The sequence below is a fragment of the Serratia sp. AS12 genome (assembly GCF_000214195.1).
Classification (GTDB): Bacteria; Pseudomonadota; Gammaproteobacteria; order Enterobacterales; family Enterobacteriaceae; genus Serratia; species Serratia plymuthica.
The window spans coordinates 1,919,249-1,944,280 of sequence record NC_015566.1 but is presented as its reverse complement, the minus strand read 5'-3'; the positions used below and the strand labels follow the sequence as shown (position 1 = coordinate 1,944,280).

Genomic DNA, 25,032 nt, shown 5'->3' with positions numbered 1-25,032 from the left:
GGTTCGGCATACCGAACCCTGTCACTCTGCCAGTTATTGATCATCGCCGTGCGGCATGCCAGCCTTAGGTTTAGACTTATTTCTCTCTGGTTTCTTATCCTTTGCAGCGGACAGAGCACGGCCAATCAGCCATAACAACAACGGCATCAGCAACAGACATAGTGCCAGCGTAATCAGTGCATTCGTCATCCTTTGCCCACCCGATCTCTCCGGTTACTCTGCCTGAGTGTAGCATGCTTATCCGTCGCTCTCGGTGCGGCCCAGCCGGGCCAGCGTTTCTGTTCTGGCCGGCGTCAATGGGATCCGTGGGGCCATCAACGGCCAACCAAAAAGGTGACGTGCCGCCGTCGCGCAAATCTTGCCCTGGCAGGCTCCCATGCCGCAGCGGCTACCCAGCTTGGCCGCCGACCAGCCAGAGAACTCACAGACCTGCCCCAACGGCACATCCTCGCAGCGGCACAACAGCGTGTCGGGCATCGCCAGTGCTTTCAGCGCAGGGTTTAGCATAAAAGCGCGCTCTACCGCTCCAGCGAAATGCCGCCACTTATCACGCTGTACCATTAATGCCTGCGCCTGTTCCATATTGCCGGTTGCGACATAACCGGCGATGGCTCCCTCGGCTAGCGCCAACTCACTGCCGCCAACGCCGGTACAGTCTCCGGCGGCATAAATCTGCGGCACACTGGTTTGCTGCCACTCGTCCACAGCGACCCTATGGTTGGAAATGCGGCACCCCAAAAGCATCGCCAGCTCAATATTTGCCACCAGTCCAAAACCGCAGGCCAACCGATCGCAAGGCAGCATCACCACTCGCCTGCCCTGCTGAACCCTCACCGCCTCCAGCCGTTGCCCACCTAATGCCGCCAGCACATAGCTGTCAGGGCGATAACGGCGATTTAGCAGGGTCAATGATTGGCGTAGCTTCGTCGGCCAGCGCCACAGTCCACTGGCGAACCCCGCCAACCGCTGGGCAGAGGCTTGTTCCGCCAACAACACCACTTCGCCATCGGCTTTGGCAACGCTATCGGCCACCGCCAGCAGCAACGGCCCGCTGCCGGCAATGACCACCCGTTCCCCTTTAATTTGCAACCCCTGCTTTATCTGTGCCTGCAACCCACCGGCACCGGTCACCCCAGGTAACGTCCAGCCGGGAAACGGCAACAGAAGCTCCCGCGCACCGCAACACAAGATCACGCGTTGATAATCGATGAGTCCACTATCCGCCGCGCCCTCATAGAGGATTTGCTGCCGCCCGCAGTGGGCCACGATTTTGACGGCGTTAAGCAACGTCACGTTATTCAGCGCCCCAACGGCCTGCCGATACTGCTGCGCAAGTACCGGCAATATTACTCCCGGCCCATCGCGCCAAATTTGTCCACCTGGGTAAGGGTTATCGTCAAGCATCAGCACCGACCGGCCGCTTCGTGCTGCGGTGCAAGCTGCGGCTAACCCGGCCGGCCCTGCGCCGATAATCAGCACGTCGCATGCGAAGTTACTCATCATTGATCCTCTCAATATGCATCCCAGGCTGACACAGAGTCTGGCACGCCAGCCGCCGCAGACCATTCACCGTGACACGACACTCCTGACAAATACCCATGCCGCAAAACGGCGCTCGCGGTAACCGACAGATCGAGTAACGGCAGCGATCCTGCCCGCTCAGGTTAAGAGCTGCTGCCACGCTGCAACCCTCCGGCACGCGCAGGCTTTCACCATCAATTGTTAGCATCAGCAAACTCTGTTCTTCGCTCATCCCGACAATGCCTCCTCGCTAAACATCCGTGCAGCAAGATAAGGCGTATCGTCAATCGCCGGCCGGTGATTCTGGATCTGCGCCGCAATCAGTGCGGCACTGCCTAACGCAGTCGTCACCCCCAACCCCTCATGCCCCAGTGCCAACCATAGCCAGCGATGTTGCGGGTGCGGCCCCAATAGCGGCAAACCATCGGCCGAAGCGGCGCGCAGACCTGTCCAGCAGCGGATAATATTCAGTTGCGACAGCGCGGGTAAAAAGGCCTCCGCGCGCATCAGCATTGCCGCCAGCAACGGCAAGTCGATATCGGCGTCGGGTGAATCAAATTGTCGCGAAGAACCAATCAGCAGTTGGCCTGTTGGGCGCGCCTGAACGTTAAATGCCACTGAAGTGCCGTCGCTGGCATGTGCGCTGGCGCCATAACCTAATTCAACCAATTGGTGGCGTACCCTCTGCGGGTAGCGATCGGTGATCGCCAAGTGCCCTTTTTTGGCTTTCAGCAACGGCTGCGCCAACAACCTATCGGCCTGCAGGCCGCAGGCAAGCACCACTACAGATGCCGTCAGGCGCTTACCGCTGGCCAGCACCACCGCCTGTTCCTCCAGCATGACCACCTCGTCAACAATCACCCTGATTGTCGGCCCGGCATCAACCTGTAACCATCGGGCGACGTTGGGCGCATAGACGATGCCGTCGCCCGGCACCTGCAACCCACCCGCCAGACCGGGCCGCAGCATGGGCTCAAGACGAGCAATCTGTGCAGCAATGAGCGTCTCGCTAAGCACGCCATATTCCGCCATTCGCCGCAGCTTCCGTTCGGCAATAGCCATCTCGTCTTCCCGCTCCGCCAACCATAACGTGCCGCAACCGCGCCAGGCACAACTCTCCGGCATGCGCTCCAGCACCCCGCGCCACAGTTGCAACGAATAAGCGCTTAAGGCCAATTCAGCGGGATTATCGTCCATACAGACCAGGTGCCCCATGCCTGCTGCCGTCGCACCGGGGCGCTGATTATCCACCAGTAACACCTGATGCCCTTCCTGCGCCAGCCGCCAGGCACAGGCTGCACCGATAATGCCAGCGCCCACCACTATCGCCTCCGCGTGCCTGCCGGCGGCCATCAACGTATTCCCCAGGCGAAGGGATCACGCTCATCCAGCAGCAACCGGCTGTCGGCGCAAATGTAAGCTTGCCCGCGAATAAAGGGGATTACGCGATCGCCATTGCGCCGGTAATAGCCGCTGAACTCACTGCCAATCACGCTCGCCTGGCGCCAGACCTCATCCGGCGGCAATTTGCCGTCGGCCGCCAGGCAAGCCAACTTGGCACTGGTGCCGGTACCGCAGGGCGAACGGTCATAGGCCTTGCCGGGGCATAGCACGAAGTTACGGCTGTCAGCCTGCGGGTCGGCGGCGAACAGTTCAATATGATCGATAACACCGCCGTCTTCCCCATAAACGCCCGCCAGTTCCAGCGCCTGTCGTACCGCCCAGCAGAAGGCGGTCAGCGCCTCCAGATTTTGCGTAGTAATGGCAAGAGGATGTTCGGCAACCAAGAAAAACCAGTTTCCCCCCCAGGCAATATCCCCCGTCACTACGCCATAGTCCTTCACGTCGACCGCTACCTGTCGGCGATAACGGTAGGCGGGCACGTTTTCCACCGTAACGCTGCCGTCATGGTGCAGCGTCGCATTGACCGTACCGACAGGGGTTTCAATCAAATGTTCCCCGACGCCGATCCGCCCCAGATAGGCCAACGAGGCAACCAGCCCGATAGTGCCGTGGCCGCACATGCCCAGATAACCGGCATTGTTGAAGAAAATCACCCCGGCGGCAGCCTGCGGTGAACAGGGCTGGCACAGCAATGCCCCTACCAGCACATCATTGCCGCGCGGCTCCAGAATGACGGCGCAGCGCCAGTCGTCATACTGCTGTGCAAACAATGCCTTGCGTTCAGCCATGCTGCCGCTGCCCAGATCGGGGAATCCCTCAATAATCAATCGGGTGGGTTCCCCGCCGGTGTGGGAATCGATTGCCCGCAGTCCGGTGAAATACGAAGAAAGTGCCATCGGAATCTCCTGGGTTAATGACATGTTACCGATAGCCTTAGCCTGACCGAATACGCCGATGGCGGCTTGATACATTTCGGCGCGGCAAATGCAGAAATCAGCACAATGCCCGCAGCGGCGTTTAACCGACGCCACACAGCTCCGTTTTGAACGCCATAGGAATGACTTATTTATCATTGCGTTATTGATGTGTTATTTCTAAAACTGCGAGGCGGCAGCCGTTTTATTTGCTAAAAGCTGCTCTGCAAAAAGAAAAAGTATGCGGCAATGCGCATATTTGGCAGCTGCGCTTGAAAAGTTATCAGAAAGTTAATATTGATTAACGGCGCCAAGAATGGCCTGCCCGAACCGCCTCAGGTTCGGTGTCAAACAGCGGGAAAAGGTATTGCTATGCGATTAGCCCATGACCATCAGGTTGTTACTCCTCCCCAGCCCGTTATTGATGAGCAGGAAGATGACGTATTCGCCGTAGAACAACTGTCCCGGCTGTGCGATGGCCTGGCGCAACAGCGCCCCAACAACCTGCACGAATTGCTGAACTCACTGGCGCTGATCGCCCCGCTGCTCAACGCCATCCCCAACGTGGTGTTCTTTATCAAGGATGCGCAGGCGCGTTACCTGTTGGCCAACCTGACGCTGGCCAAGCGCTGTGGGTTTAAAACCGTCATGCCGTTGCTGGGAAAAACCTCAGCGGACGTCTTTCCCGCCCAGCTTGGCTCCGGTTACACCGAGCAGGATCTCCGGGTGTTGCGCCACGGGGTGCTGATTCAGGATCAGTTGGAAATGCATCTGTATAACGGTCGGGAAACCGGCTGGTGCCTGACGCAAAAACTGGCGCTGTATGACGCGCAGGGCAAAATCATTGGCATGGCGGGCATCTCGCATGACCTGCAGGAGGCCAAAGCCAATCACCCGGCCTTTCAACGGCTGGCGGCCATCGACGTCTATATTCGCCAGCATTACGCCCGGCCGATCGCCCTTGAGGAGTTAACAACGCTCACCGCTCTTTCCGTGGCGCAGATCGAACGCTACTGCAAACGCATTTTTCACCTCACGCCACGCCAGATGATCCATAAGGTTCGGCTGGAAAAAGCGACCGAATTGCTGGCCGGTGCTTTACCCATCACCGACATTGCCCTGCAGTGCGGCTATACCGATCACAGCGCTTTCAGCCGTCAGTTCAAGTCGATGACCGGCTTGACCCCTCGCGATTTCCGGCTGACGATAATCCCTTAACCGGCTGATATTACTCCCCCCACTCTCTTTTCTCTGAGGAAGAACCCTCAGGTTTTTTGCCGCCCGATGATCTGCGTTACTGTGCCAATTTCGTCGTGGCATTCGGCGAAAACCGTCAAGCCCCTGCGAACAATACAGGTCAATCTGTGGTTGGATTTCACCAATAGTTCACCATCGATTAACAAACTTGGACGACAGGATAAACACTATGAGTCATAAAGCCATTAAGTGGAGCGGCGTGTTCCCGGCGGTCAGCACCCAGTTCCGCAGTGATTTCTCTCTGGATCTCGACGCCACTCATACGGTGATCAAAAACCTGGTCAAGGACGGCGTTTCAGGTCTGGTGGTGTGCGGCACCGTCGGCGAAAACACGTCATTGACGGTACAGGAAAAGCTGTCAGTCATTGAGGTAGCGCGGGATGCGGCCCAAGGCCAGGTACCGGTGATCGCCGGCATCGCCGAATTCACTACCGCCTTCGCGCGCAATATGGCACGCGAAGCGCAAAAAGTGGGGGTCGACGGCATTATGGTGATGCCTGCACTGGTTTACTCCGCCAAACCCCACGAAACCGCTACGCACTTTCGCAGCGTCGCCACCGCCACCGATCTGCCGATCATGGTCTACAACAACCCACCCATTTACAAAAACGACGTAACGCCCGACATCCTGACCTCGCTGGTCGACTGCGAAAATATCGTGTGTTTCAAAGACTCCTCCGGCGACACCCGCCGCTTCATCGATCTACGCAACGAGGTTGGCGATCGTTTTGTCCTGTTCGCCGGGCTGGATGACGTGGTGCTGGAAAGCATCGCCGTCGGGGCCGAAGGTTGGATATCCGGGATGTCCAACGCCTTCCCACGTGAGGGAGAAACGCTGTTCCGCCTGGCGAAGCAAAAACGCTTCGAAGAAGCGTTGTCGCTATACCGCTGGTTTATGCCGCTGCTGCACCTTGATGCGCGGCCGGATCTGGTGCAATGCATCAAGCTGTGTGAAGAACTGGTGGGCCGCGGTAGCGCAGTGACCCGTCCTCCGCGCCTGGCGCTGCAAGGCGATACCTTGGCGGAAGTCACGGCAGTGATCAAAAAAGCGCTGGCAAACCGCCCCGAACTGCCGGATGTCGGCCTGTAATCGCCAGCTTCGCCCGGCCGTCTGCCGGGCATTCTCATTTTCCTTACGGGGGATATATGCCCAACATCTATACCATCAGCGGCCAACAGTTTATCGGCGGTGAACGCCGGGCCAGCGGAGAAGCTACGCTGGTCAGCCTGCGTGCCGATAACGGCCAGCCAACCGGTCACCGCTTCCATCAGGCCACCGCCGCTGAAGCCGCAGCCGCAGCCGAGGCCGCCGCGCAGGCCTTCACCGCATATTCGCACATCGGCGCCGAGCGCCGGGCGGCGTTTCTTGATGCCATTGCCGATCAGTTGGACGCGCTGGAGGAGGATTTCTTCGCGTTCGCCATGCAGGAAACCGCCCTGCCATTGGTTCGCCTGAGCGGTGAGCGCGCCAGAACCAGCGGTCAGATGCGGTTATTCGCCACTCTGTTGCGTCGCGGTGATATGCACGGCGTACGCATAGACTGCGCCCTGCCGCAGCGAACACCATTACCGCGCCCTGATCTGCGGCAGTATCGCACCGCTATCGGCCCGGTAGCGGTGTTCGGCGCCAGCAACTTTCCGCTGGCGTTCTCCACCGCTGGCGGTGACACGGCGGCCGCGCTGGCTGCGGGTTGCCCGGTCGTGTTCAAGGCGCACGGCGGTCATATGATCACCGCAGAACTGACCGCGCAGGCGATTGAACGGGCCCGAGTGCAGCTGCAAATCCCGGCAGGGGTGTTCAACATGATTTACGGCGATCGCATCGGCGCAGAGCTGGTGCAACACCCGGCAATTCAGGCGGTGGGCTTTACCGGCTCACTCCGGGGTGGCAGAGCCCTGTTCGATCTGGCCATGCGCCGCCCGCAGCCTATTCCGGTGTTCGCCGAAATGTCGAGCATTAACCCGCTGATCGTGATGCCCCAGGCTCTGGCCCGACGTGGACAGAAAATCGCTCAGGAACTGGTTGCCTCATTCACCCTGGGGTGCGGCCAGTTCTGCACCAAGCCAGGGTTGATTCTCGGCCTACAGGGTGCAGCATTCAGCCAGCTGATTAACGAGTTAAACACCCAGATAAATGCTGCCGCACCCCAGCCAATGCTGAATGCCGACACGCTGACGCATTACCGTAATGGATTAAAAACACTCGAAGAGGTGCCGGGCATTCGCCATCTGGCCGGCACCCGCGAACAGCAGCCGTACCTTGCCGCACCGCAACTGTATCAGGCCGACGTCAACCTGTTGCTGAGCGGCAACCCTTTGCTGCAGGAGGAAGTTTTTGGTCCGGTGGCGATCCTGGTGGCAGTGGAAGACAACCGTCAACTGGCCGCCGTGCTGGAAAACCTGCAAGGGCAACTGACCGCCACCCTACTGGCGGAGGAAGATGATCACGCCGACGCGTCACCGCTGGCCCAATTGCTGACTCGCAAGGCCGGGCGGGTACTGTTCAACGGGTATCCCACCGGAGTAGAAGTCTGTGACGCCATGGTGCACGGCGGCCCTTATCCGGCAACCAGCGATGCACGCGGCACGTCGGTAGGCACGCTGGCCATCGAACGTTTCCTGCGCCCGGTCTGCCTGCAGAATTACCCCGCGGCGTTACTGCCTCCGCCGTTGCAAGACAGCAACCCACTTGGCCTGCTGCGGCTGGTTAACGGCATTTATACCCGGGATCCCATTACCTTATCTGCCAATGACTAGCCAGGCCGTATCTGCATGCCATCAAATAACAAAAGGGTAACCCTATGACAACCCAAGGCAAATTCAAGAAGCAGCTTACGCTCACCGATCTGACGTTTATTGGTCTGGGCGCTATATTTGGTTCCGGCTGGCTGTTCGCCGCCAGCCACGTCTCCTCCATTGCCGGCCCGGCGGGCATCTACTCCTGGCTTATCGGCGGCCTGGCCGTTTTACTGCTCGGCATTGTTTATTGCGAACTGGGTGCGGCGCTGCCGCGCGCCGGCGGCATCATCCGTTATCCGGTATTTTCCCACGGCGAGCTGATGGGCTATCTGTTGGGATTTATCACCCTGATCGCCTTCTCCAGCCTGATATCGATTGAGATCGTCGCCGCCCGCCAGTATGCCGCCGCCTGGTTTCCCTTTTTGAGCCAACCCGGCTCCGGCGACCCGACGCTATTCGGCTGGGGGGTACAGCTAGTGCTGCTGTGCTTCTTCTTCGCCCTTAACTACTACAGCGTCAAAACCTTTGCCAAATCCAATAACCTGATCAGCGTGATTAAATTCATGGTGCCGCTGTTGGTGATCGTGGTGTTGTTCAACTTCTTCAAACCCGAAAATTTGTACAGCCAGGGCTTTGCCCCCTTTGGTTCAGCCGGGGTGGAAGCAGCCATTTCGGCGGGTGGGATTATCTTCGCGTATCTCGGCCTGACGCCGATTATCTCGGTCGCCAGCGAGGTGCAAAACCCGCAGCGTACGATTCCCATCGCGCTGATCCTGTCTGTGATACTGTCCACCATCATCTACGTGCTGTTGCAGGTGGCTTTCCTCGGCAGCATTCCCAGCGAGATGCTTAGCGGTGGCTGGGCCGGTATCAGCCAGCAATTCTCACTGCCCTATCGCGATATCGCCATCACGCTGGGCATGGGCTGGCTGGCGTTTCTGGTGGTGAGCGATGCGATTATCTCGCCGAGCGGCACCGGCAATATCTATATGAATGCCACGCCACGGGTGATCTACGGTTGGGCGCGCGCCGGGACCTTCTTTAAAATCTTTACCCGCGTCGACGGGGAGTCCGGCATTCCGCGCCCCGCGCTGTGGCTGACCTTTGGTCTGTCGATCTTCTGGACGCTACCCTTCCCCTCCTGGGAGAAGCTGATCGGCGTAGTGTCCGCCGCGCTGGTACTGAGTTATGCCATTGCGCCCGTCACCGCCGCCGGCCTGCGGCGTAATGCGCCGGACCTGCATCGCCCGTTCTTCGTGAGGGGCTTTTGCGTACTCGGCCCGGTGTCATTCATCATATCGGCACTTATCGTCTACTGGTCCGGCTGGAACACCGTTTCCTGGCTGCTTGGTTTGCAGATCCTGATGTTCGCGGTTTATATCCTGTTCAAAAACAAGGTACCCACCCATGCCGTCAGCCTGCGGCAGCAGATTTGGTCCTCACTGTGGCTGATCGGTTTCTACGCGCTGATTATTGTGGCGTCTTATCTCGGTAGCTTTGGTGGTATCAACGCCATCGGCCACCCGTGGGATACCCTTACGGTGGCAATCATTGCGCTGGTGATTTACTACTGGGGTGCCTGCACCTGTTTGCCCAAGGCGAATTTCGACGGCGATGAAGAAGAGTAACCGCAAAGGAGAAATCTCATGACACAAACCCAGATTCTATCGCTGAGCGAGGCCTATCATCTCGCGCTACGTGTGCTACGCAGCAACGGTTTCAGCACTGAACATGCCGATGCCGTCGCACAGAATGTGACTGCCGGCGAACGTGACGGTTGCGCCTCGCACGGCTTGTACCGGGTGCTTGGCTGCGTGCACTCGCTACTGGCCGGCAAGGTGTCCGCCGATGCCGTTCCAGTGCTTATCGACAGCGCTCCGGCGATCCTGCGGGTGGACGCCAACGACGGTTTTTCACTGCTGGCTTATCGCCGCGCACTCCCAGCTTTTGTCGACAAAGTACGCGCTAACGGCATAGCGGCGTTGGCCATTAACCACTGTGTACATTTTTCCGCCCTGTGGGCCGATATTGAACCCTTAACCGAGCAAGGGCTGGTGGCACTGGCATGCACGCCCAGCCATGCCTGGGTTACCCCCGCCGGGGGAACCCGCCCGTTGTTCGGCACCAACCCTATCGCCTTTGGCTGGCCGCGCCCGCAACGCCCGCCGTTTATCTTTGATATGGCCACCAGTGCCGCGGCACGTGGCGAAATCGAGCTGCACCGCCGCGCCGGCACACCGCTGCCGGAGGGTTGGGGCATTGATGAGCAGGGGCAACCCTCAACCGATCCGGCCAGCGTGTTGCAGGGCGCGATGCTGACCTTTGGTGGCCATAAGGGATCGGCGCTGGCGGCAATGGTTGAACTGCTTGCCGGGCCGTTGATTGGCGATATGACCAGTAAGGAATCGCTGGCCTACGATCGGCAGACCGGCTCCTCCCCTTACGGCGGAGAATTGATTATCGCCATGGATCCCGATCGTTTTATGGGGGCCGACAACGGGGTTCACTTTGCCAGAGCGGAAGCCTTGTTCGCCGATATGTCCGGGCAAGGAGCACGTATTCCAGGGGAGCGGCATTTTCAGATGCGGCAATACAGCGAGCAGCACGGCGTTACCTTGCCGCTGGCGCTGTATGAGGAAATTGTGGCCCTCTGCCGCTAAATGATACAGGCCCGCAAACTGCACTGCGGGCCTGATTTAACGAATTATCTGACTACCATGACCGAGATATTGGCGTGGCGCACAATCGCCGCGGCATTAGATCCCAGCAAGTAGGTTTTCACGCTCGGGCGGCGCGAACCGATGATGATCAAATCCGCTTTGATTTCCTCAGCCAATTCCAGCACCTGATCGCGCGGGGAGCCAAAGCTGATGGTGTAATCCAGACGCTCCAGTGGAATATCAATTTCCGACATGATTTTCTTGAGTTTATCGACCGCTTTTACTTCCGCCTGATTCTCAAACTCCTTGATGCCAAACGAATAGGCGGTAACGAACGCCGAGGCATCCGGCAACGCGTGGAAGAAATGCACTTTGGCTCCAGAAATTTTCGCCAGGTACTCGACATTCTTCAACGCATGCTCTGTCAGCAGATCTTCTTCAATATCTATCGGCACTAGTATGGTCTTGTACATATTACATCCCTTCTATGTAAACCTTGGTGCCTATAGGGTACTGCCGGGAGAATGGTGCGTGAACCGCTTTCTCGTGCTTTTGTGATCGCCGGTAACTCCTGGCCGGGATAATTGGCTATTTAACAAAATATAAACATAGCGAGGTTAACAGCTAGTCGATTAATTATTGCAACATCAGTTAAATGAGTTGCAAATACACCGCTTTCGCCGTGGCGGCAGTTTTATTGGCCACTGACAATTTTTTAATCGAATTACCGATATGAAAATTCACCGTTCTTTCACTCAACCCCATAAGCATGGCAATTTCCTCTGAGGTTTTGCCTTCGCTGCACCAACGTAAAATATCCTTTTCACGCAACGTCAGCACGTCTTTGATCGCCTCGTCGTTCACCGATATTAATGCTTCGCGCAACGTTTTATGGGTAATCTGTGCCAACCACAGGAAAAAGGTTTCGTTACGCGCACCGGCCTCCGGCGACTGCTCAGGGATTTTTTTGCCGGCAAAGGTGAGAATGCCCAACCGACCGTAGCAGTCCTTGATTGACTGTGACCAACCTTCACGGATACCGAACTGTGCCATACGCCACCACAGTTCCGGTTTATCTTGGTAGAACCCTTCGTCCCAATGAAACTGCAGCGTGGAATGATGGGCCTGATCGATAACCGGGTCCTGCAAATACACCCGCAGCTTGCGGTAGTCCTCCAGGTATTCTGCAGGATAATTTCCCTCTATCAGCATTTTTGGCCGGCTGGCCGGGTAGCAAGAAAACACGGTATAGGAATAGTATTCAAAGCCCAAAGCTTGGGCGCAGAGCTCCAGACGACGTAAAAAAAGCTCACGGTCGTGCACACTGTCGAGTAAAGCGTCCATAAAAGGCTGAATGCGGTTATCCATAAAACACGTTCTCCAGAAAGCTGGGCCGGCAATCGATAAGTAACATTAACTATAGTGTGGCTCCCTGGCTACAACAGCCGTTTCATAGTATAAAAAATACAATGGCTATAACAAAAAAAGCTATCATCACCTCTATCGCTAATAAATAACGCGTTAAAACCTACCCCCTGATGAAAATTACGCGAATACCATAAGCACCTATTATTGTAAACCTGTCACTTTTACCGTTAGACAGTCATCTCGCCACCCATTACCTTCGCCATAGGCACCCAGTGCCGTTCCAAATCCAAATAAATTATAAGCATTTGCGAATTTGGCAATGCAGAAAAATACTCACGGGGATTTTCTATGGCAGAGAATAATTCGGCAATCCGTTCAGCCGCCGTTATTGGTGCGGGAACCATGGGCAGAGGCATCGCCTATCTCCTGGCGCTGAACGGCATACGAACCGTACTTTATAATCGCAATGGTAATAATCTCAATCAGGCCCGTGACTATATTGTCAGTGACCTGGACAGAAAAATGGATAACGGAAAAATAACCCTGCAGAAAAAAGGCCAGATATTAGCCAATATTATTTTCTCGGCCGTCTTTGACGCCATAACCGACAGCGATCTGGTGATTGAAACCATTGCGGAAGATGAGCAAACCAAGCATGAAATCCTGGCAGCCATTGCGGCTACGGTAAAACCAGAGGCGATCATTGCGACCAATACCTCCTCGTTGTCGCTGAACAAACTGGCGGCGGGGGTGGAAAACAATCCGCGCTTTATCGGCCTGCATTTTTTCAATCCGGCGCCGCTGATGAAGTTGATCGAAATCATTCCCTCTTATTTTACCTCCCACACCACCAGCCTACGCTGCCAGCAGTTGGTAATAGCGTTGGGTAAACAGTTTGTGGTCTGCAAAGCCACGCCGGGCTTTATTGTTAATCGCATGGCGCGACCTTTCTATCTGGAAGGGTTCCGGCTGCTGGAGGAAAACGTGGCACAGGCTCCACAGATCGACCGCGCCCTCAAGGCAGGCGGGCATTTTCGCATGGGGCCCTTAGAACTGACTGATTTTATTGGCCAGGATATCAACTATCAGGTCAGCAAGCAGATTTGGCAGGATATGCAGTTCGACTCCCGCTATACCCCCGGCCATTTGCAACGCTCGCTGGTGGATGCCGGGCTGCTGGGGAGGAAGAACGGGCGCTCTTTTTTTGCTTCCCTACCGGCTACACCGCCCACCCCGGCCACAGAGAGCGACACACCAACTTCACTGCATTTTTATGGTGAACACGCTTTATTCGATCACCTGCAACAGCGCGCTTTGGCCACCTGGCCTGCGCTGCGCGTTCAGCGGTTGCCGGAACGGCCGGAACTGGGGCGTCTTATCCTGGTGAATAACACGCTGGCGATCAAAATCACCGATGGCAGAACGGCGAACCTGCTCGCCGGCTTAACCGCTCTCGACACCTTCGTGATTGACGCTGCGCTGAATTACGCCGACACCGCCTATCTGGTGGCCGCCCACAATCAGCATGCCACAGAGGCGAATAAAGCGCTGTTTCTGTCGCTGCTGCAAACCGTCATCGCTCAGGTAGAGTTTATTAAAGATTCCCCTGCCCTGATCGTTGCCCGCGTACTGAGCAGCCTGATCAACGAATCGGTGATCATGGTGGAGAGCGGCGTTTGCAGCCGGGCGGATATCGATATCGCCGCCGTGGCCGGCGTGAACTATGCCGACGGCATTTTTGCCTGGCTGGCGCAGCTCGGGCAGAAAAACGTGAAGTCGACGCTGGATAACATGGCGCAATTGCTGCACTCCGCGCGCTATTACCCGCATTACTCATTGCTGAACGCGGCCCGGCCTGAGCTGGCTGTAGCGCCCTAAGGAAAAACGATGACGATTAAAGACGACGGGGTCTATCTGATCGACGGCACGCGCACGGCGATCGGCGCTTACGGCGGCAGTCTGGCGCTGACGCGTCCGGATGATATGGCGGCGGCCATTATTCGGGCACTGCTGCAACGGCACCCTGATGCGGAGCCGGATATCGATGAAGTGATCCTGGGTTGCGCCAATCAGGCCGGTGAGGACAACCGCAACGTCGCCCGCATGGCGGCGCTGTTGTCTGGCCTGGATCAGAGCGTGCCGGCCATCACGTTGAACCGGCTGTGCGCATCCGGGCTGGATGCCGTGATCTACGCCAGCGCAAAAATAAAAAGCGGCCTCAGCGAACTGGTGCTGGCCGGTGGCGTAGAAAGCATGAGCCGGGCGCCCTATGTGATGGGTAAAAGCGAAACGCCTTTCGACAAGAACGTCAAGCTGTACGACACCACCTTGGGCTGGCGTTTTGTCAATCCGCAGTTGGCGGAGCGCTATGGTTGCGATCCGCTGGGCATTACGGCGGAGAACGTGGCTCAGCAACACCAAATATCCCGTGAAGATCAGGATATTTTTGCCCTGAACTCACAGCAAAAAGCCTGGCGTGCCATTGAAAATGGCCGATTGGCCAGGGAAATCACGCCACTCGAGGTGCAGGTGGATCGTAAAACCCGCAAGATCTTCGAACAGGATGAATTTCCACGCCAGACCACGCTGCAAAAGCTCCATGCGCTGAAACCAGCCTTTAGCGTCGAGGGATCGGTCACCGCCGGCAACGCGTCCGGCATCAACGACGGAGCGGCCATACTGCTGCTGGCTTCCGGCCGTTATGTGAAACGCAAATCACTGCAACCGCTGGCGGAGATTGGCGACAGCGCCAGTGCAGGCGTTGCCCCGTCGGTGATGGGGATCGGGCCGATCGCCGCCACCGACCGCTTGCTGGCACGAACCGGCTTTACCCTGAACGATTTTGACGTGATTGAAATTAATGAGGCGTTTGCCGCACAGGCGTTGGCCGCGCTGAAAAACTGGCGCATCGATTTCAACGATACACGGGTCAACCCAAACGGCGGCGCCATCGCCCTCGGTCATCCACTTGGAATGTCAGGCGCGCGGCTGGTGCTTTCCGCCGCGCTGGAACTCAACGCCCGGCAGGTAAACAACGCGCTGGTGACGATGTGTGTCGGTGTCGGCCAAGGCGTTTCATTGGTTATTAAAGCCCTCTAATGCAAGGAATTCCGTATGAGCGTATTAAACATTCTTGAAGAAAAATTGGCCGAAACCAAAAAACAGGGACGGTTCCGCGAGTTCCTCAACCTCGAACGCAGCGTGGTGGATAAACCCTGGGCCACCAGCCACGGGCAGAACGGGGAGCGCCGCCTGAACGTCTGGTGCTCGAATGATTACCTGGCGATGAGTCATCACCCCAAAGTCATCCTGGCTACCACCGAGGCGGTGAATCGCGTCGGTCTCGGCACCTGCGGCGCCCGCAGTATTTCCGGCACCTCGGTCTACCACAGCGAGCTGGAAACGCTGCTGGCCAGCGCCTACGGCAAAGAGTCCGCGTTGCTGTTCACCACCGGCTTTGGGGCCAATGACGCCACGTTGTCCACCCTTTGCGACGCCATTCCCAATCTGATCGTATTTTCCGATGAGCTTAACCACGCCTCGATGATCTACGGCATTCGCTACAGTAAGGCGGAGAAAAAAATCTTCCGCCACAATGATGTGGCACACCTTGAAGAGCTCCTGCTGGCGGCCGATCCCGACCGCCCCAAGTTGATCGCCTTCGAGTCGCTCTATTCGATGGACGGCGACTTCGCACCGCTGGCGCAGATTGTGGAACTGGCGGAGAAATATCAAACGCTGACCTACCTGGACGAGATCCACTCCGCCGGCGTTTACGGCCATCGCGGCCTGGGTTATGCCGAGCAACTGGGCCTGTTGGACAAGATCACTATTATCCAGGGCGGCTTCGGCAAATCTTACGGTGCCGCCGGGGGCTATATCGCCGCACCACGCGTGGTGGTTGAGGCGGTACGCAGTTGGTCGCCGGCGTTTGTCTTCAGTACGTCGTCCCCTGCGCCGGTGGTGGCCGCCGCGCTGGCCAGCTTTAAATACAATCTTGAGCATGACAATCAACGCAAACACCTGCTGGCGATTATCGCTCATCTTAAGTCCGGCCTGCGCGCCGCCGGTATCCCACTGGTTTCGGAAGACAGCCACATTCTGCCGGTGCTGGTCGGCGATCCGCACCGGAACAAACACATCAGCAAGGTGCTGCTCGACGAGTACGATATTTACGTGCAGCCGGTGAACGCCCCGACGGTACCGGCAGGTAGCGAGCGTTTGCGCGTCACGCCGACCTCTGCCCATACTCATGAGGATGTGGATTATTTCCTGGCGGCATTAAGCAAAGTCTGGGCCGCCAATGAATTACGGAGAGCAGGATGAAGTTGACGGATTATAACGGTCATTTTCTCACGCTTTGCCTGATGGCGACCGGCACCTTTGCCATTGGCACCGATGCGTTTATCGTTGCCGGCGTGCTTACCGAGATTTCAGATACCTTTACTGTCAGCCCCGCTCAGGCGGGGCAGTTAATCTCGGTATTTGCCCTCGCCTATATGCTGTTTGCCCCGCTGACCGCCTGGCTGTTTGGTAACCTCAACCGCAAGCATATTTTACAGATCGCCCTGGTATTATTTATCGCCGGTAATCTGGCCTGCGCATTTGCCGACAGTTTTTTGCAAATCTCTGCCGGTCGCGTGCTGGCGGCGCTGGGGGCCGCAGCCTATACGCCGCAAGCCGCCGCCGCCGCGGTCGGGCTGGTGTCGGAAAAGCGGCGCGGGCTGGCCATCTCGATAGTTTACGGCGGCATGACGCTGGCAATCGCCCTTGGCATTCCTTTTGGCACCTTCCTGGCCAAGTTGATCGGTTGGCGGGAGATTTTTCTGCTGATTGCCTTGCTGGGCGCCGTTTCACTGCTGGGGCTTTCACTGGCGCTGCGCGCCATTGCCGCACCGGGTAAACACACGCTGAAGGAGCGGCTTGCCCCACTGCGACAAAAGGCGGTGCTGACCACGCTGCTGATCACTTTCTTTGCCGTCTGTTCCGAGCATATTGTTTATAGCTATGTCAGCGTACTGCTGAAAAATACCCAGTTGGGCGCAGAGGCTATTTTACCGATCGCGCTGCTGGTATTCGGCATTGGGGCCGTTATCGGCAATTTCGTTTCCGGCGTGTTGACCGATACCCTCGGCAGCAAGTTTGTTCTGCTGTTTTCAGTGACTATTCAGACGGTTTCGCTGTTTCTGCTCACCTTTTACGTTACCTCCCCCTGGTGGGTGCTGACGATCTTTCTGGTCTGGGGCATTACCGGCTGGATGTATCTGGTGCCGATCCAACACCACTTGCTGTCGCTATCCAAACGCTTTGGCGCGCTGACCGTCTCGCTGAACAGCTCCGTACTCTATGCAGGCATCGCTGCCGGTGGCATGCTCGGCGGCCTGACGCTGTATACGCTGCCGGCCTATTATCTGCCGCTGTTTTCGCTGCCGCTGGGGGCCATCGCTCTGCTGCTGACGCTGTTCTTCTTCCAGGGAGAGAAAGCTCATGAATGACCTGCTGCCTACGGTGCTTTATGAACGCCATGATGACGGCGTTGCCGTTATTACCCTGAATCGACCGGAGAAAAAGAACGCCATCAATCTGGATATGGCGCGTCTGATTCAAACTTATCTGCAACGGGCTGAACAGGATGACGCGGTGAGGGTGATTGTGCTGACGGGTCAGCCTGAGGCGTTTTCCGCCGGGATGGACGTGAAGGCGTTCCGCCTGGGGGAGTTGCCGGTGGTCGAGCCTGAAGGATTTGGCGGCATCGTGCATGCCCAACTCGCCAAGATCCTCATAGCCGCCGTTGATGGCATTGCCTACGGCGGCGGTTTCGAGATTGCGTTGGCCTGCGACCTGATCGTCGCCAACCGCAGCGCACGATTCAGTTTCCCGGAAACCGGGCTGGGGCTGATTGCGGCACAAGGCGGTTGTTCGCGGCTGCCTGCGCGGATCTCACCGTATATCGCCCTCGACTGGTTGCTGACCGGCCGAACAATAAGCGCGGAGGAGGCCTGGCGGCACGGCGCTATTTCTCGTATCAGCGAAGGTTCGGCACAGGATGAAGCGCTGAGCATAGCCCGGCAAATCGCGCAAAAAAATCCGCTCGCCAGCCGGGCTGTGAAGGCCATCGTCCGTTATGGATTAACGCAGTATGAGACGCCGACGTTTGGCTACCAGCAAAGCTGGGTTGAACAGGTACGGCAAGCGGCAGCCCCCTCCTTTTGAGAACATTCTTAATGAAGGGTAATCATTCGCAGTCTAACGTTTAAGCACTACAAGACCGTATTTGAGAAGCCATTGACCCCGCTCTGCGGGGATTTTTTTGGCCTTTTAATCTTCCACTGAAGCAAAAGACCTCATAAACAGAAAAGTACAGGGCTTGCTTTGGTGCTGGTTGATGAGGGGGACCAGACGCGTGAAATGTTCGGTTTGGCAATGCACGTCCAATGCAGCCCGATCGGGCCACTCCTCGACAAAGATAAAATGCCCAGGGTCCTGGTGGTCGATAAACAGTTCATAGGAGAGGCAAAGCGGCTCCTGCCGGGTTTTCTCCACCAGTTCCCGATACAGCGGCATTACCGTTTCAACACAATCGATCTTGATAAAATCCTCAGCAATCACCTTTAGCATGGCGCCTTTTTCCTTTCAGCGTATCTATCATGTGTGCCCACTCTACCCTGAATCCTTATCCTTATGTACCCGAACGGCACCGCATCAGCACCGTGGATAACGCAAGTTACCGGGTAAAACGTCGCGCCTTGCCCAATATTTAACCTTTATTGAAGCGGGCAATGGGACACTGGTCCTCAGACACATTTTATGAGGATTTTTCATGGCGGAATGGACCCATATTATCGCCAAATACAGCCCGGAGCCGGGCTTTCTGCTGCTGATCATCTTTCTGTTTTCGTTCGGCAAGTCGGTTATTTTTATTTCTTCGCTTCTGCCGCCGGCGTCGATTACGCTGATGCTGGGTGTTGTCGCCGGCAAACCGGTGCTGCCCGACGGTTACGTCTGGGGGGCGATTGCTCTGGGTGCGATGCTCGGTTCCGTTTTATCTTTCCATTGCGGTGCATTACTCCAGGGCCGTGAACACGGGAAGTGGTTGCCGGCCAGATATCACAGCGCGTTGCACAAGGCTAAGTCAGCCTTGCAGCAAAAAGGCGTGGCACTGTTGTTTATCTCGCGTTTTTTGGCCGTGATGCGCTACACCGTGCCTTTGGTCGCCGGCATGATTTCGCTGTCGCGCAAGCAGGTCTACTGCGCCAGTGCGCTCTCCGCCGGGATTTGGGCGATGGCGTTGATGTCCGTTGGCCAACTACTGTGAACAGCGAACACCTTTCTACCACGCCCCAAAAGACCGCTGCGATAAGCTCTAAGAGGTCGAATTATGGGGTAACATAATGTTTATCTTCAGATGGGATACCAGCTTCAGATGAAGCTGCTCAGCACTTAAGGGAATAAAATGCCTCTCCTGCGTATCGTCACCACCGCCCTCCTGGCCGCGCTCAGCTTAACCGCATGCCACAGCAATTACCCTGAGCCAAAACGCACCGGCGTCGCGATAACGGATTATTACCACGATGTAACCAACGCAATACTTACGGAAACGATCATACAGGACAGCTATTACGGGCAAGAATGCAGTATGTCCATATCCCTGAACCGCCAGGGTAAGGTCACCGACATCAATAATGTTGAGGGTTTTACGCCGCTGTGCGAAGCGGGCATGACTGCCGTCTTCTCAGCAGAGATCCCGGCACCACCGGATGAAAAAACCTATGCAACCTTCAAAAAACTCGTGATCGTCTTTCAGCCGAAGCAAACCTAGGGTTCGGCAAAGCAAATGCCCTCAGACTTCCATTATCAATTTTGCTGGGTAGTGGGGAATTGGGGGTCGATAGAAGGGTGCGAAGTCAGGCTTATCTTGCGTCAGATCACTTAACTGAATATCGGCGCCAGAGAGATGCGATTTTTGAGAAGCCTGTCCCAAATTTGTCCCATAGCGAAAAAAATCAAGACGCAAAGAACCGCTAACCACATGATTTGTTGGTGGGTCGTACAGGGTTCGAACCTGTGACCAATTGATTAAGAGTCAACTGCTCTACCAACTGAGCTAACGACCCAACGGGTTAAATTATTCGCCTCTCCGCTATCAATGTCAAACGCTTACATCCATTACTTTTTCTCATGCGATATTTTCAACCCTCTTTTTTATCAACGAGATAAGGCTACTTAGGGCTATTAATCTGCTATCACGAGGAGTAATCTTCCGCCCCCAAGACGTCCGATTTGCCTCCTCGGTGTAAAGAATAATCGACTTTTATCCCTCGCATAAATGTTGTAAACATGTTGCACAAAGGTGGCGTTATTGCACTACCTTACTAAAGCCGGGCCAACCGGATAATCGTATAAAAAAGAGCCACTTCAGAGCTCGCTATTTCACCCATGACAGGTAAAACAGGACATCATCAGATGGTAGATCACTCCAAAATAGCCACAGACGCGACGCCTGCGTCAGAAGATCATCTACGGCGAAACCTAACTAACCGACATATTCAACTGATCGCCATCGGCGGCGCTATCGGCACGGGTTTGTTTATGGGGTCCGGCAAAACCATCAGTCTGGCCGGTCCTTCCATCATCTTCGTGTACATGATCATCGGCTTTATGCTGTTTTTCGTGATGCGCGCCATGGGCGAGTTGCTGCTCTCCAACCTGGAATATAAATCCTTCAGCGATTTCGCCGCCGATCTGCTCGGCCCCTGGGCCGGTTTCTTTACCGGCTGGACCTACTGGTTCTGCTGGGTCGTCACCGGCATCGCCGACGTGGTGGCGATCACCGCCTACGCCCAGTTCTGGTTCCCCGGGCTGTCGCAGTGGATCGCCTCGCTGCTGTGCGTGTTACTGCTGCTGGGCCTGAACCTGGCGACGGTGAAGATGTTTGGCGAAATGGAATTCTGGTTTGCGATGATTAAAATCGTCGCCATTGTCGGGTTGATCGTCGCCGGGCTGGTGATGATCGCCATGCAGTTCCAGTCCCCTACCGGCACCGTAGCGTCGTTCTCACACCTGTGGAATGACGGCGGCATGTTCCCGAAAGGCATCAGCGGCTTCTTCGCCGGCTTCCAGATCGCGGTGTTCGCCTTTGTCGGCATCGAGCTGGTGGGTACCACCGCGGCTGAAACCAAAGATCCGGAAAAAGTGCTGCCGCGCGCCATCAACTCCATTCCGATCCGCATCATCATGTTTTACGTGTTCGCGCTGATCGTGATTATGTCGGTCACGCCGTGGAATTCTGTGGTTGCCGATAAAAGCCCGTTCGTTGAGCTGTTCGTGCTGATTGGCCTGCCGGCTGCGGCCAGCGTGATCAACTTCGTGGTGCTGACCTCCGCCGCCTCTTCCGCCAACAGTGGGGTGTTCTCCACCAGCCGCATGCTGTTCGGTCTGGCGCAGGAAGGCGATGCGCCGAAGTCGTTCGCCAATCTGTCCAAACGGGCGGTGCCGGCTAACGGCCTGACCTTCTCCTGCATCTGTCTGCTGGGCGGCGTGGTGCTGATTTACCTGATCCCGAACGTAATGACGGTGTTTACGCTGGTGACCACCGTCTCCGCCATTCTGTTTATGTTTGTCTGGACCATTATCCTGTGTTCGTATCTGGTTTACCGTAAGCAACGCCCGGCGCTGCACCAAAAATCGATCTACAAGATGCCGGCCGGCAAGCTGATGTGCTGGGTGTGCATGGCGTTCTTCGTGTTTGTGCTGGTGCTGCTGTCGCTGCGCGATGACACCCGCCAGGCGCTGATCGTCACGCCGCTGTGGTTTGTGGTGCTCGGTTTGTCTTACGTGTTCCTGCGCAAGAAAAAAACCGCCTAAAAACAACCGGGGGATAATCGCTTATCCCCCTGCATTTTCTCCTCTTTAGACGATTAACGCGGGCGTATCCCGTCGATAATCACCCGCTGCACGTTTTCCACCGTCTGCTGAAAGAACGCCTCATCGTCCAACGTTTTGCCGGTCACTGCCTCTACCTGCACCCAGAAATCCGCATAGTGCTGAGTGGTAGCCCACAGCATAAAGATCAGGTGATGCGGCTCCACCGCCGCGATATGGCCTTCGGCGATCCAGCGCTCGATCATCGCGGATTTCTCGTCCACCAGCGCCTTCAATCCCCCCTGCAACTCCAGTTTCAGCAACGGAGCGCCCTGGATCATTTCCAGACAGAACAGCCGCGAAGCCTGCGGGTGATGGCGGGACACGTCCAATTTAAGGCGGATATATTCGCGAATGGCCTGCAAGGGTTCCTGATCGGCGCGCAGCGCTTTCAGCGGCGCCAGCCACACGTCGAGGATGCCTTTCAGCACCGCAACGTACAGTTCCTCTTTCGAAGGGAAGTAATAAAGCAAATTGGTTTTGGACACGTCAGCACGCTCCGCTACCTGATCCAGACTGGTGCCGTGAATACCGTACAGCGAGAAAAACTCCAGTGCCGCATCCATGATAGTGCTGCGTTTTGCGGCCACCGCGCGCGAGCGGCGCGTAGGCGGTTTAACGGGTTGTTGCTTCACTGCAGCTCCTTGGCGTCACCTGATTCGGTCATCAGCATAACAAAGCCACTGAGTGAAACCCACGCATTTACCTACTCCTTTCGGGGGATTTTTTGCACCTTTTACGGGCAACTGCGCCTGATTTTTGTGCACATATTTTTTACCAAATGGTCTATTTTGGACCATTCACTCAACAACCCGATCACACACCAACACCAATTTATTGATAAATATACCCTTTTAAAAACTGGCACTGTGTTTGCAACATCCTGGCAAGCGCCGCGCAATTTGGAACCCGCAGGAAGCATTCAAGCAGCGCGTGAACCGTCCCATTCGCAGACCCGAGGTGTTCAAATGAAAATTGGCGTATTTATCCCGATCGGCAACAACGGCTGGCTGATTTCCAGCAATGCTCCGCAATACAAACCGACGTTTGAACTCAACAAAACCATCGTGCAGAAGGCCGAGCATTACAATTTCGATTTCGCTCTGTCGATGATCAAACTGCGCGGCTTCGGCGGAAAAACCGAGTTTTGGGATCACAACCTGGAATCCTTCACCCTGATGGCCGGGCTGGCTGCAGTCACCTCGCGCATCAAGATCTACGCCACCGCAGCGACCCTGACCATGCCGCCGGCGATCGTCGCGCGTATGGCCTCCACCATCGACTCTATTTCCAACGGGCGCTTTGGCCTGAACGTGGTGACCGGCTGGCAAAAACCGGAATACGAGCAGATGGGCATGTGGCCGGGCGACGATTACTTCGGCCGCCGTTACGACTACCTGGCGGAATACGTGAAGGTGCTGCGCGATCTGTGGGGCACCGGCAAGTCCGACTTCAAAGGCGAGTTCTTCCAAATGGATGACTGCCGCGTCAGCCCGCAGCCACAGGCGGACATCAAGGTCATCTGCGCCGGGCAGAGTGACGCCGGCATGGCCTTCTCGGCCAAATACGCCGATTACAACTTCTGTTTCGGCAAGGGCGTCAACACCCCGACCGCCTTCGCACCGACGGCAGCCCGGCTGAAAACCGCCGCCGACACCGAAGGCCGCAGCGTCGCCTGTTATGTGCTGTTCATGATCATTGCCGATGAGACCGACGAGGCCGCACGCGCCAAATGGGAAAGTTATAAAACCGGTGCCGACACCGAAGCGTTGGCCTGGCTGACCGAGCAAAGCGGTAAGGACACTAAGTCCGGTGCCGACACCAACGTGCGCCAGATGGCGGACCCGACCTCGGCTGTCAACATCAATATGGGTACGCTGGTCGGTTCCTACGCCAACGTGGCGCGCATGATGGATGAGATCGCTACCGTGCCCGGTACCGAAGGCGTGCTGCTGACCTTCGATGACTTCGTGAAAGGGGTAGAAGACTTTGGCGAGCGCATTCAGCCGCTGATGAAAAGCCGCGCCGACGTTTGCCCAAAAACCGCTGAAAGCCGTGAGGTAGCCTGATGAAAATTGTTGAAAACCAGCCGGTGGTACACCGCCAGTCACCGGAAAGCGGCGCCACCGTCACTCTGCCCGCGCGCCCGGAGAGCATCGCCTTTGCGCCGCAGGAAACTGCGCTGATCGTGGTCGATATGCAAAATGCCTACGCTTCGCAGGGCGGCTATCTTGATCTCGCCGGTTTTGACGTCTCGGCCACCGCCCCGGTGATCGCCAATATCAAACGCGCCATCAGCGCCGCGCGCGCTGCCGGTATCCGGGTGATCTTTTTCCAGAACGGCTGGGACAATCAGTACGTCGAAGCCGGCGGCCAGGGTTCGCCCAACTGGCATAAATCCAACGCGCTGAAAACCATGCGCAAACGCCCGGAGTTGATGGGCAAGCTGCTGGCCAAGGGCGACTGGGACTACGATCTGGTGGACGAACTGCAGCCGCAGCCGGGCGATATCGTGATCCCGAAACCGCGCTACAGCGGCTTCTTCAATACCCAACTCGACAGTCTGTTGCGCTCCTACGGCATTCACCATTTGGTGTTTACCGGCATCGCCACCAACGTCTGCGTGGAATCCACATTGCGCGACGGCTTCTTCCTCGAATATTTCGGCGTGGTGCTGGCGGACGCCACTCATCAGGCTGGGCCGCAGTTTGCCCAGCAAGCGGCGCTGTACAACATCGAAACCTTCTTTGGTTGGGTGTCGGACGTCGACAGTTTCTGCGATGCGCTCATCGCCCCGCTCAGCCAAACGGCATGAGTTTTGCCTGCTTTACCCTTTAATCATTCATCAGGAGCAAGACTATGCCAAAAACCATCATTACGCCGCCGGGCACCGGCAAACCGCTGGCCCCGTTCGTCCCCGGCACGCTGGCCGATGGCGTGGTTTACGTCTCGGGTACGCTGGCGTTCGATAAAGAGAATAACGTGGTGCACGTCGGCGATGCGGCAGCGCAAACCCGCCACGTGCTGGAAACCATTAAAAGCGTGATAGAAACCGCCGGCGGCAGCATGGATGACGTGACCTTTAACTCGATATTCCTCACCGACTGGCAAAATTATGCCGCCATCAATCAGGTCTATGCGGAGTATTTTCCTGGCGACAAACCGGCGCGCTACTGCATTCAGTGCGGGTTGGTGAAACCGGACGCACTGATTGAAATTGCCACCGTGGCCCATATCGGCCGCTGAAT

At 56.6% G+C, this 25,032-nt stretch carries 25 protein-coding genes and 1 tRNA gene; 16 read left to right on the top strand and 10 right to left on the bottom strand.

Annotation, left to right across the window (positions count from 1 at the left end):
• Positions 1-33: 33 nt before the first annotated feature.
• The 5 genes from SERAS12_RS26430 to SERAS12_RS08980 are packed head-to-tail and all read right to left on the bottom strand — an operon-like array spanning position 34 to position 3,821.
• Positions 34-189: a hypothetical protein gene (locus SERAS12_RS26430; protein WP_168157928.1), complete on the bottom strand. Its 156-nt coding sequence runs from the start codon at positions 187-189 to the stop codon at positions 34-36.
• 48 nt (positions 190-237) lie between these two features.
• The gene (locus SERAS12_RS08995; protein ID WP_013812389.1) at positions 238-1,500 is read right to left on the bottom strand and encodes an FAD/NAD(P)-binding oxidoreductase; all 1,263 of its coding nucleotides are present in this window, start codon (positions 1,498-1,500) and stop codon (positions 238-240) included.
• A complete protein-coding gene (locus tag SERAS12_RS08990; RefSeq protein ID WP_013812388.1) occupies positions 1,493-1,753 on the bottom strand; it encodes a (2Fe-2S)-binding protein in 261 nt (86 codons plus the stop codon). Before SERAS12_RS08990 ends, SERAS12_RS08995 begins: the two co-directional genes overlap by 8 nt.
• Positions 1,750-2,874 carry an FAD-binding oxidoreductase gene (locus SERAS12_RS08985; RefSeq protein WP_013812387.1) on the bottom strand — a complete coding sequence of 375 codons (1,125 nt, stop codon included), beginning with the start codon at positions 2,872-2,874 and terminating at the stop codon, positions 1,750-1,752. Before SERAS12_RS08985 ends, SERAS12_RS08990 begins: the two co-directional genes overlap by 4 nt.
• Positions 2,874-3,821 carry a 4-hydroxyproline epimerase gene (locus tag SERAS12_RS08980; protein ID WP_013812386.1) on the bottom strand — a complete coding sequence of 316 codons (948 nt, stop codon included), beginning with the start codon at positions 3,819-3,821 and terminating at the stop codon, positions 2,874-2,876. The genes SERAS12_RS08985 and SERAS12_RS08980 overlap by 1 nt, the downstream gene beginning before the upstream one ends.
• A 390-nt stretch (positions 3,822-4,211) precedes the next feature.
• Here SERAS12_RS08980 and SERAS12_RS08975 point away from each other — a divergent pair, with 390 nt between their 5' ends.
• The 5 genes from SERAS12_RS08975 to SERAS12_RS08955 all read left to right on the top strand — a co-directional run bounded on the left by SERAS12_RS08975 (position 4,212) and on the right by SERAS12_RS08955 (position 10,495).
• Positions 4,212-5,057 carry an AraC family transcriptional regulator gene (locus SERAS12_RS08975; protein ID WP_013812385.1) on the top strand — a complete coding sequence of 282 codons (846 nt, stop codon included), beginning with the start codon at positions 4,212-4,214 and terminating at the stop codon, positions 5,055-5,057.
• A gap of 208 nt (positions 5,058-5,265) precedes the next feature.
• Positions 5,266-6,186 carry a dihydrodipicolinate synthase family protein gene (locus SERAS12_RS08970; protein WP_013812384.1) on the top strand — a complete coding sequence of 307 codons (921 nt, stop codon included), beginning with the start codon at positions 5,266-5,268 and terminating at the stop codon, positions 6,184-6,186.
• A gap of 56 nt (positions 6,187-6,242) precedes the next feature.
• Positions 6,243-7,853, top strand: coding sequence for an aldehyde dehydrogenase (NADP(+)) (locus SERAS12_RS08965; protein ID WP_013812383.1), 1,611 nt, complete (start codon positions 6,243-6,245; stop codon positions 7,851-7,853).
• A 44-nt stretch (positions 7,854-7,897) separates the two neighbouring features.
• On the top strand, positions 7,898-9,463 hold the full coding sequence (locus SERAS12_RS08960) for an APC family permease (protein ID WP_013812382.1): 1,566 nt from the start codon (positions 7,898-7,900) through the stop codon (positions 9,461-9,463).
• A gap of 18 nt (positions 9,464-9,481) precedes the next feature.
• Entirely contained in the window at positions 9,482-10,495 is a 1,014-nt protein-coding gene (locus SERAS12_RS08955) for an Ldh family oxidoreductase (protein WP_013812381.1), read from the top strand.
• Between the two features lie 44 nt (positions 10,496-10,539).
• Here SERAS12_RS08955 and SERAS12_RS08950 read toward each other — a convergent pair whose 3' ends face one another.
• Together SERAS12_RS08950 and SERAS12_RS08945 are read right to left on the bottom strand one after the other, a co-directional pair.
• Positions 10,540-10,968, bottom strand: a complete 429-nt coding sequence (locus SERAS12_RS08950) for a universal stress protein (protein WP_004942906.1) — start codon at positions 10,966-10,968, stop codon at positions 10,540-10,542.
• 178 nt (positions 10,969-11,146) lie between these two features.
• Positions 11,147-11,863 carry an autoinducer binding domain-containing protein gene (locus SERAS12_RS08945; RefSeq protein WP_013812380.1) on the bottom strand — a complete coding sequence of 239 codons (717 nt, stop codon included), beginning with the start codon at positions 11,861-11,863 and terminating at the stop codon, positions 11,147-11,149.
• A 348-nt stretch (positions 11,864-12,211) separates the two neighbouring features.
• On the opposite strand from SERAS12_RS08945, the gene SERAS12_RS08940 reads away from it, so the two are divergent.
• From SERAS12_RS08940 to SERAS12_RS08920, 5 genes are read left to right on the top strand one after another with little or no spacing between them, the layout of a single operon-like run.
• Positions 12,212-13,741, top strand: a complete 1,530-nt coding sequence (locus SERAS12_RS08940; protein WP_013812379.1) for a 3-hydroxyacyl-CoA dehydrogenase NAD-binding domain-containing protein — start codon at positions 12,212-12,214, stop codon at positions 13,739-13,741.
• A 9-nt stretch (positions 13,742-13,750) separates the two neighbouring features.
• On the top strand, positions 13,751-14,962 hold the full coding sequence (locus SERAS12_RS08935; RefSeq protein ID WP_013812378.1) for an acetyl-CoA C-acyltransferase: 1,212 nt from the start codon (positions 13,751-13,753) through the stop codon (positions 14,960-14,962).
• Positions 14,963-14,977: 15 nt separating this feature from the next.
• A complete protein-coding gene (hemA, locus tag SERAS12_RS08930) occupies positions 14,978-16,189 on the top strand; it encodes a 5-aminolevulinate synthase (RefSeq protein WP_013812377.1) in 1,212 nt (403 codons plus the stop codon).
• Positions 16,186-17,358: an MFS transporter gene (locus SERAS12_RS08925; RefSeq protein WP_013812376.1), complete on the top strand. Its 1,173-nt coding sequence runs from the start codon at positions 16,186-16,188 to the stop codon at positions 17,356-17,358. The genes hemA and SERAS12_RS08925 overlap by 4 nt, the downstream gene beginning before the upstream one ends.
• Entirely contained in the window at positions 17,351-18,076 is a 726-nt protein-coding gene (locus SERAS12_RS08920) for an enoyl-CoA hydratase-related protein (protein ID WP_013812375.1), read from the top strand. Before SERAS12_RS08925 ends, SERAS12_RS08920 begins: the two co-directional genes overlap by 8 nt.
• Before the next feature lie 105 nt (positions 18,077-18,181).
• On the opposite strand, the gene SERAS12_RS08915 is transcribed toward SERAS12_RS08920, so the two are convergent.
• Positions 18,182-18,481 (bottom strand): putative quinol monooxygenase, encoded by a 300-nt coding sequence (locus tag SERAS12_RS08915; protein WP_013812374.1) that lies wholly within the window; start codon positions 18,479-18,481, stop codon positions 18,182-18,184.
• Between the two features lie 202 nt (positions 18,482-18,683).
• Here SERAS12_RS08915 and SERAS12_RS08910 point away from each other — a divergent pair, with 202 nt between their 5' ends.
• Both SERAS12_RS08910 and SERAS12_RS08905 read left to right on the top strand, forming a co-directional pair.
• Entirely contained in the window at positions 18,684-19,178 is a 495-nt protein-coding gene (locus SERAS12_RS08910) for a DedA family protein (RefSeq protein ID WP_013812373.1), read from the top strand.
• A 138-nt stretch (positions 19,179-19,316) separates the two neighbouring features.
• Complete coding sequence (locus SERAS12_RS08905) at positions 19,317-19,682, top strand: cell envelope integrity TolA C-terminal domain-containing protein (RefSeq protein ID WP_013812372.1); 366 nt, start codon at positions 19,317-19,319, stop codon at positions 19,680-19,682.
• Between the two features lie 219 nt (positions 19,683-19,901).
• Here SERAS12_RS08905 and SERAS12_RS08900 read toward each other — a convergent pair.
• Positions 19,902-19,977 (bottom strand) — tRNA-Lys (locus SERAS12_RS08900).
• Positions 19,978-20,326: 349 nt separating this feature from the next.
• On the opposite strand from SERAS12_RS08900, the gene cycA reads away from it, so the two are divergent.
• Complete coding sequence (gene cycA, locus SERAS12_RS08895) at positions 20,327-21,727, top strand: D-serine/D-alanine/glycine transporter (protein WP_006324602.1); 1,401 nt, start codon at positions 20,327-20,329, stop codon at positions 21,725-21,727.
• A 53-nt stretch (positions 21,728-21,780) separates the two neighbouring features.
• Here the strand turns inward: cycA and rutR are convergent, their stop codons facing one another.
• A complete protein-coding gene (gene rutR, locus SERAS12_RS08890; protein WP_013812371.1) occupies positions 21,781-22,419 on the bottom strand; it encodes an HTH-type transcriptional regulator RutR in 639 nt (212 codons plus the stop codon).
• 333 nt (positions 22,420-22,752) lie between these two features.
• On the opposite strand from rutR, the gene rutA reads away from it, so the two are divergent.
• The 3 genes from rutA to rutC are packed head-to-tail and all read left to right on the top strand — an operon-like array spanning position 22,753 to position 25,030.
• Complete coding sequence (rutA, locus tag SERAS12_RS08885) at positions 22,753-23,853, top strand: pyrimidine utilization protein A (RefSeq protein WP_013812370.1); 1,101 nt, start codon at positions 22,753-22,755, stop codon at positions 23,851-23,853.
• Positions 23,853-24,599 (top strand): pyrimidine utilization protein B, encoded by a 747-nt coding sequence (gene rutB / locus SERAS12_RS08880; protein ID WP_013812369.1) that lies wholly within the window; start codon positions 23,853-23,855, stop codon positions 24,597-24,599. Before rutA ends, rutB begins: the two co-directional genes overlap by 1 nt.
• Before the next feature lie 44 nt (positions 24,600-24,643).
• Positions 24,644-25,030: a pyrimidine utilization protein C gene (gene rutC / locus SERAS12_RS08875; protein ID WP_013812368.1), complete on the top strand. Its 387-nt coding sequence runs from the start codon at positions 24,644-24,646 to the stop codon at positions 25,028-25,030.
• Positions 25,031-25,032: the final 2 nt, after the last annotated feature.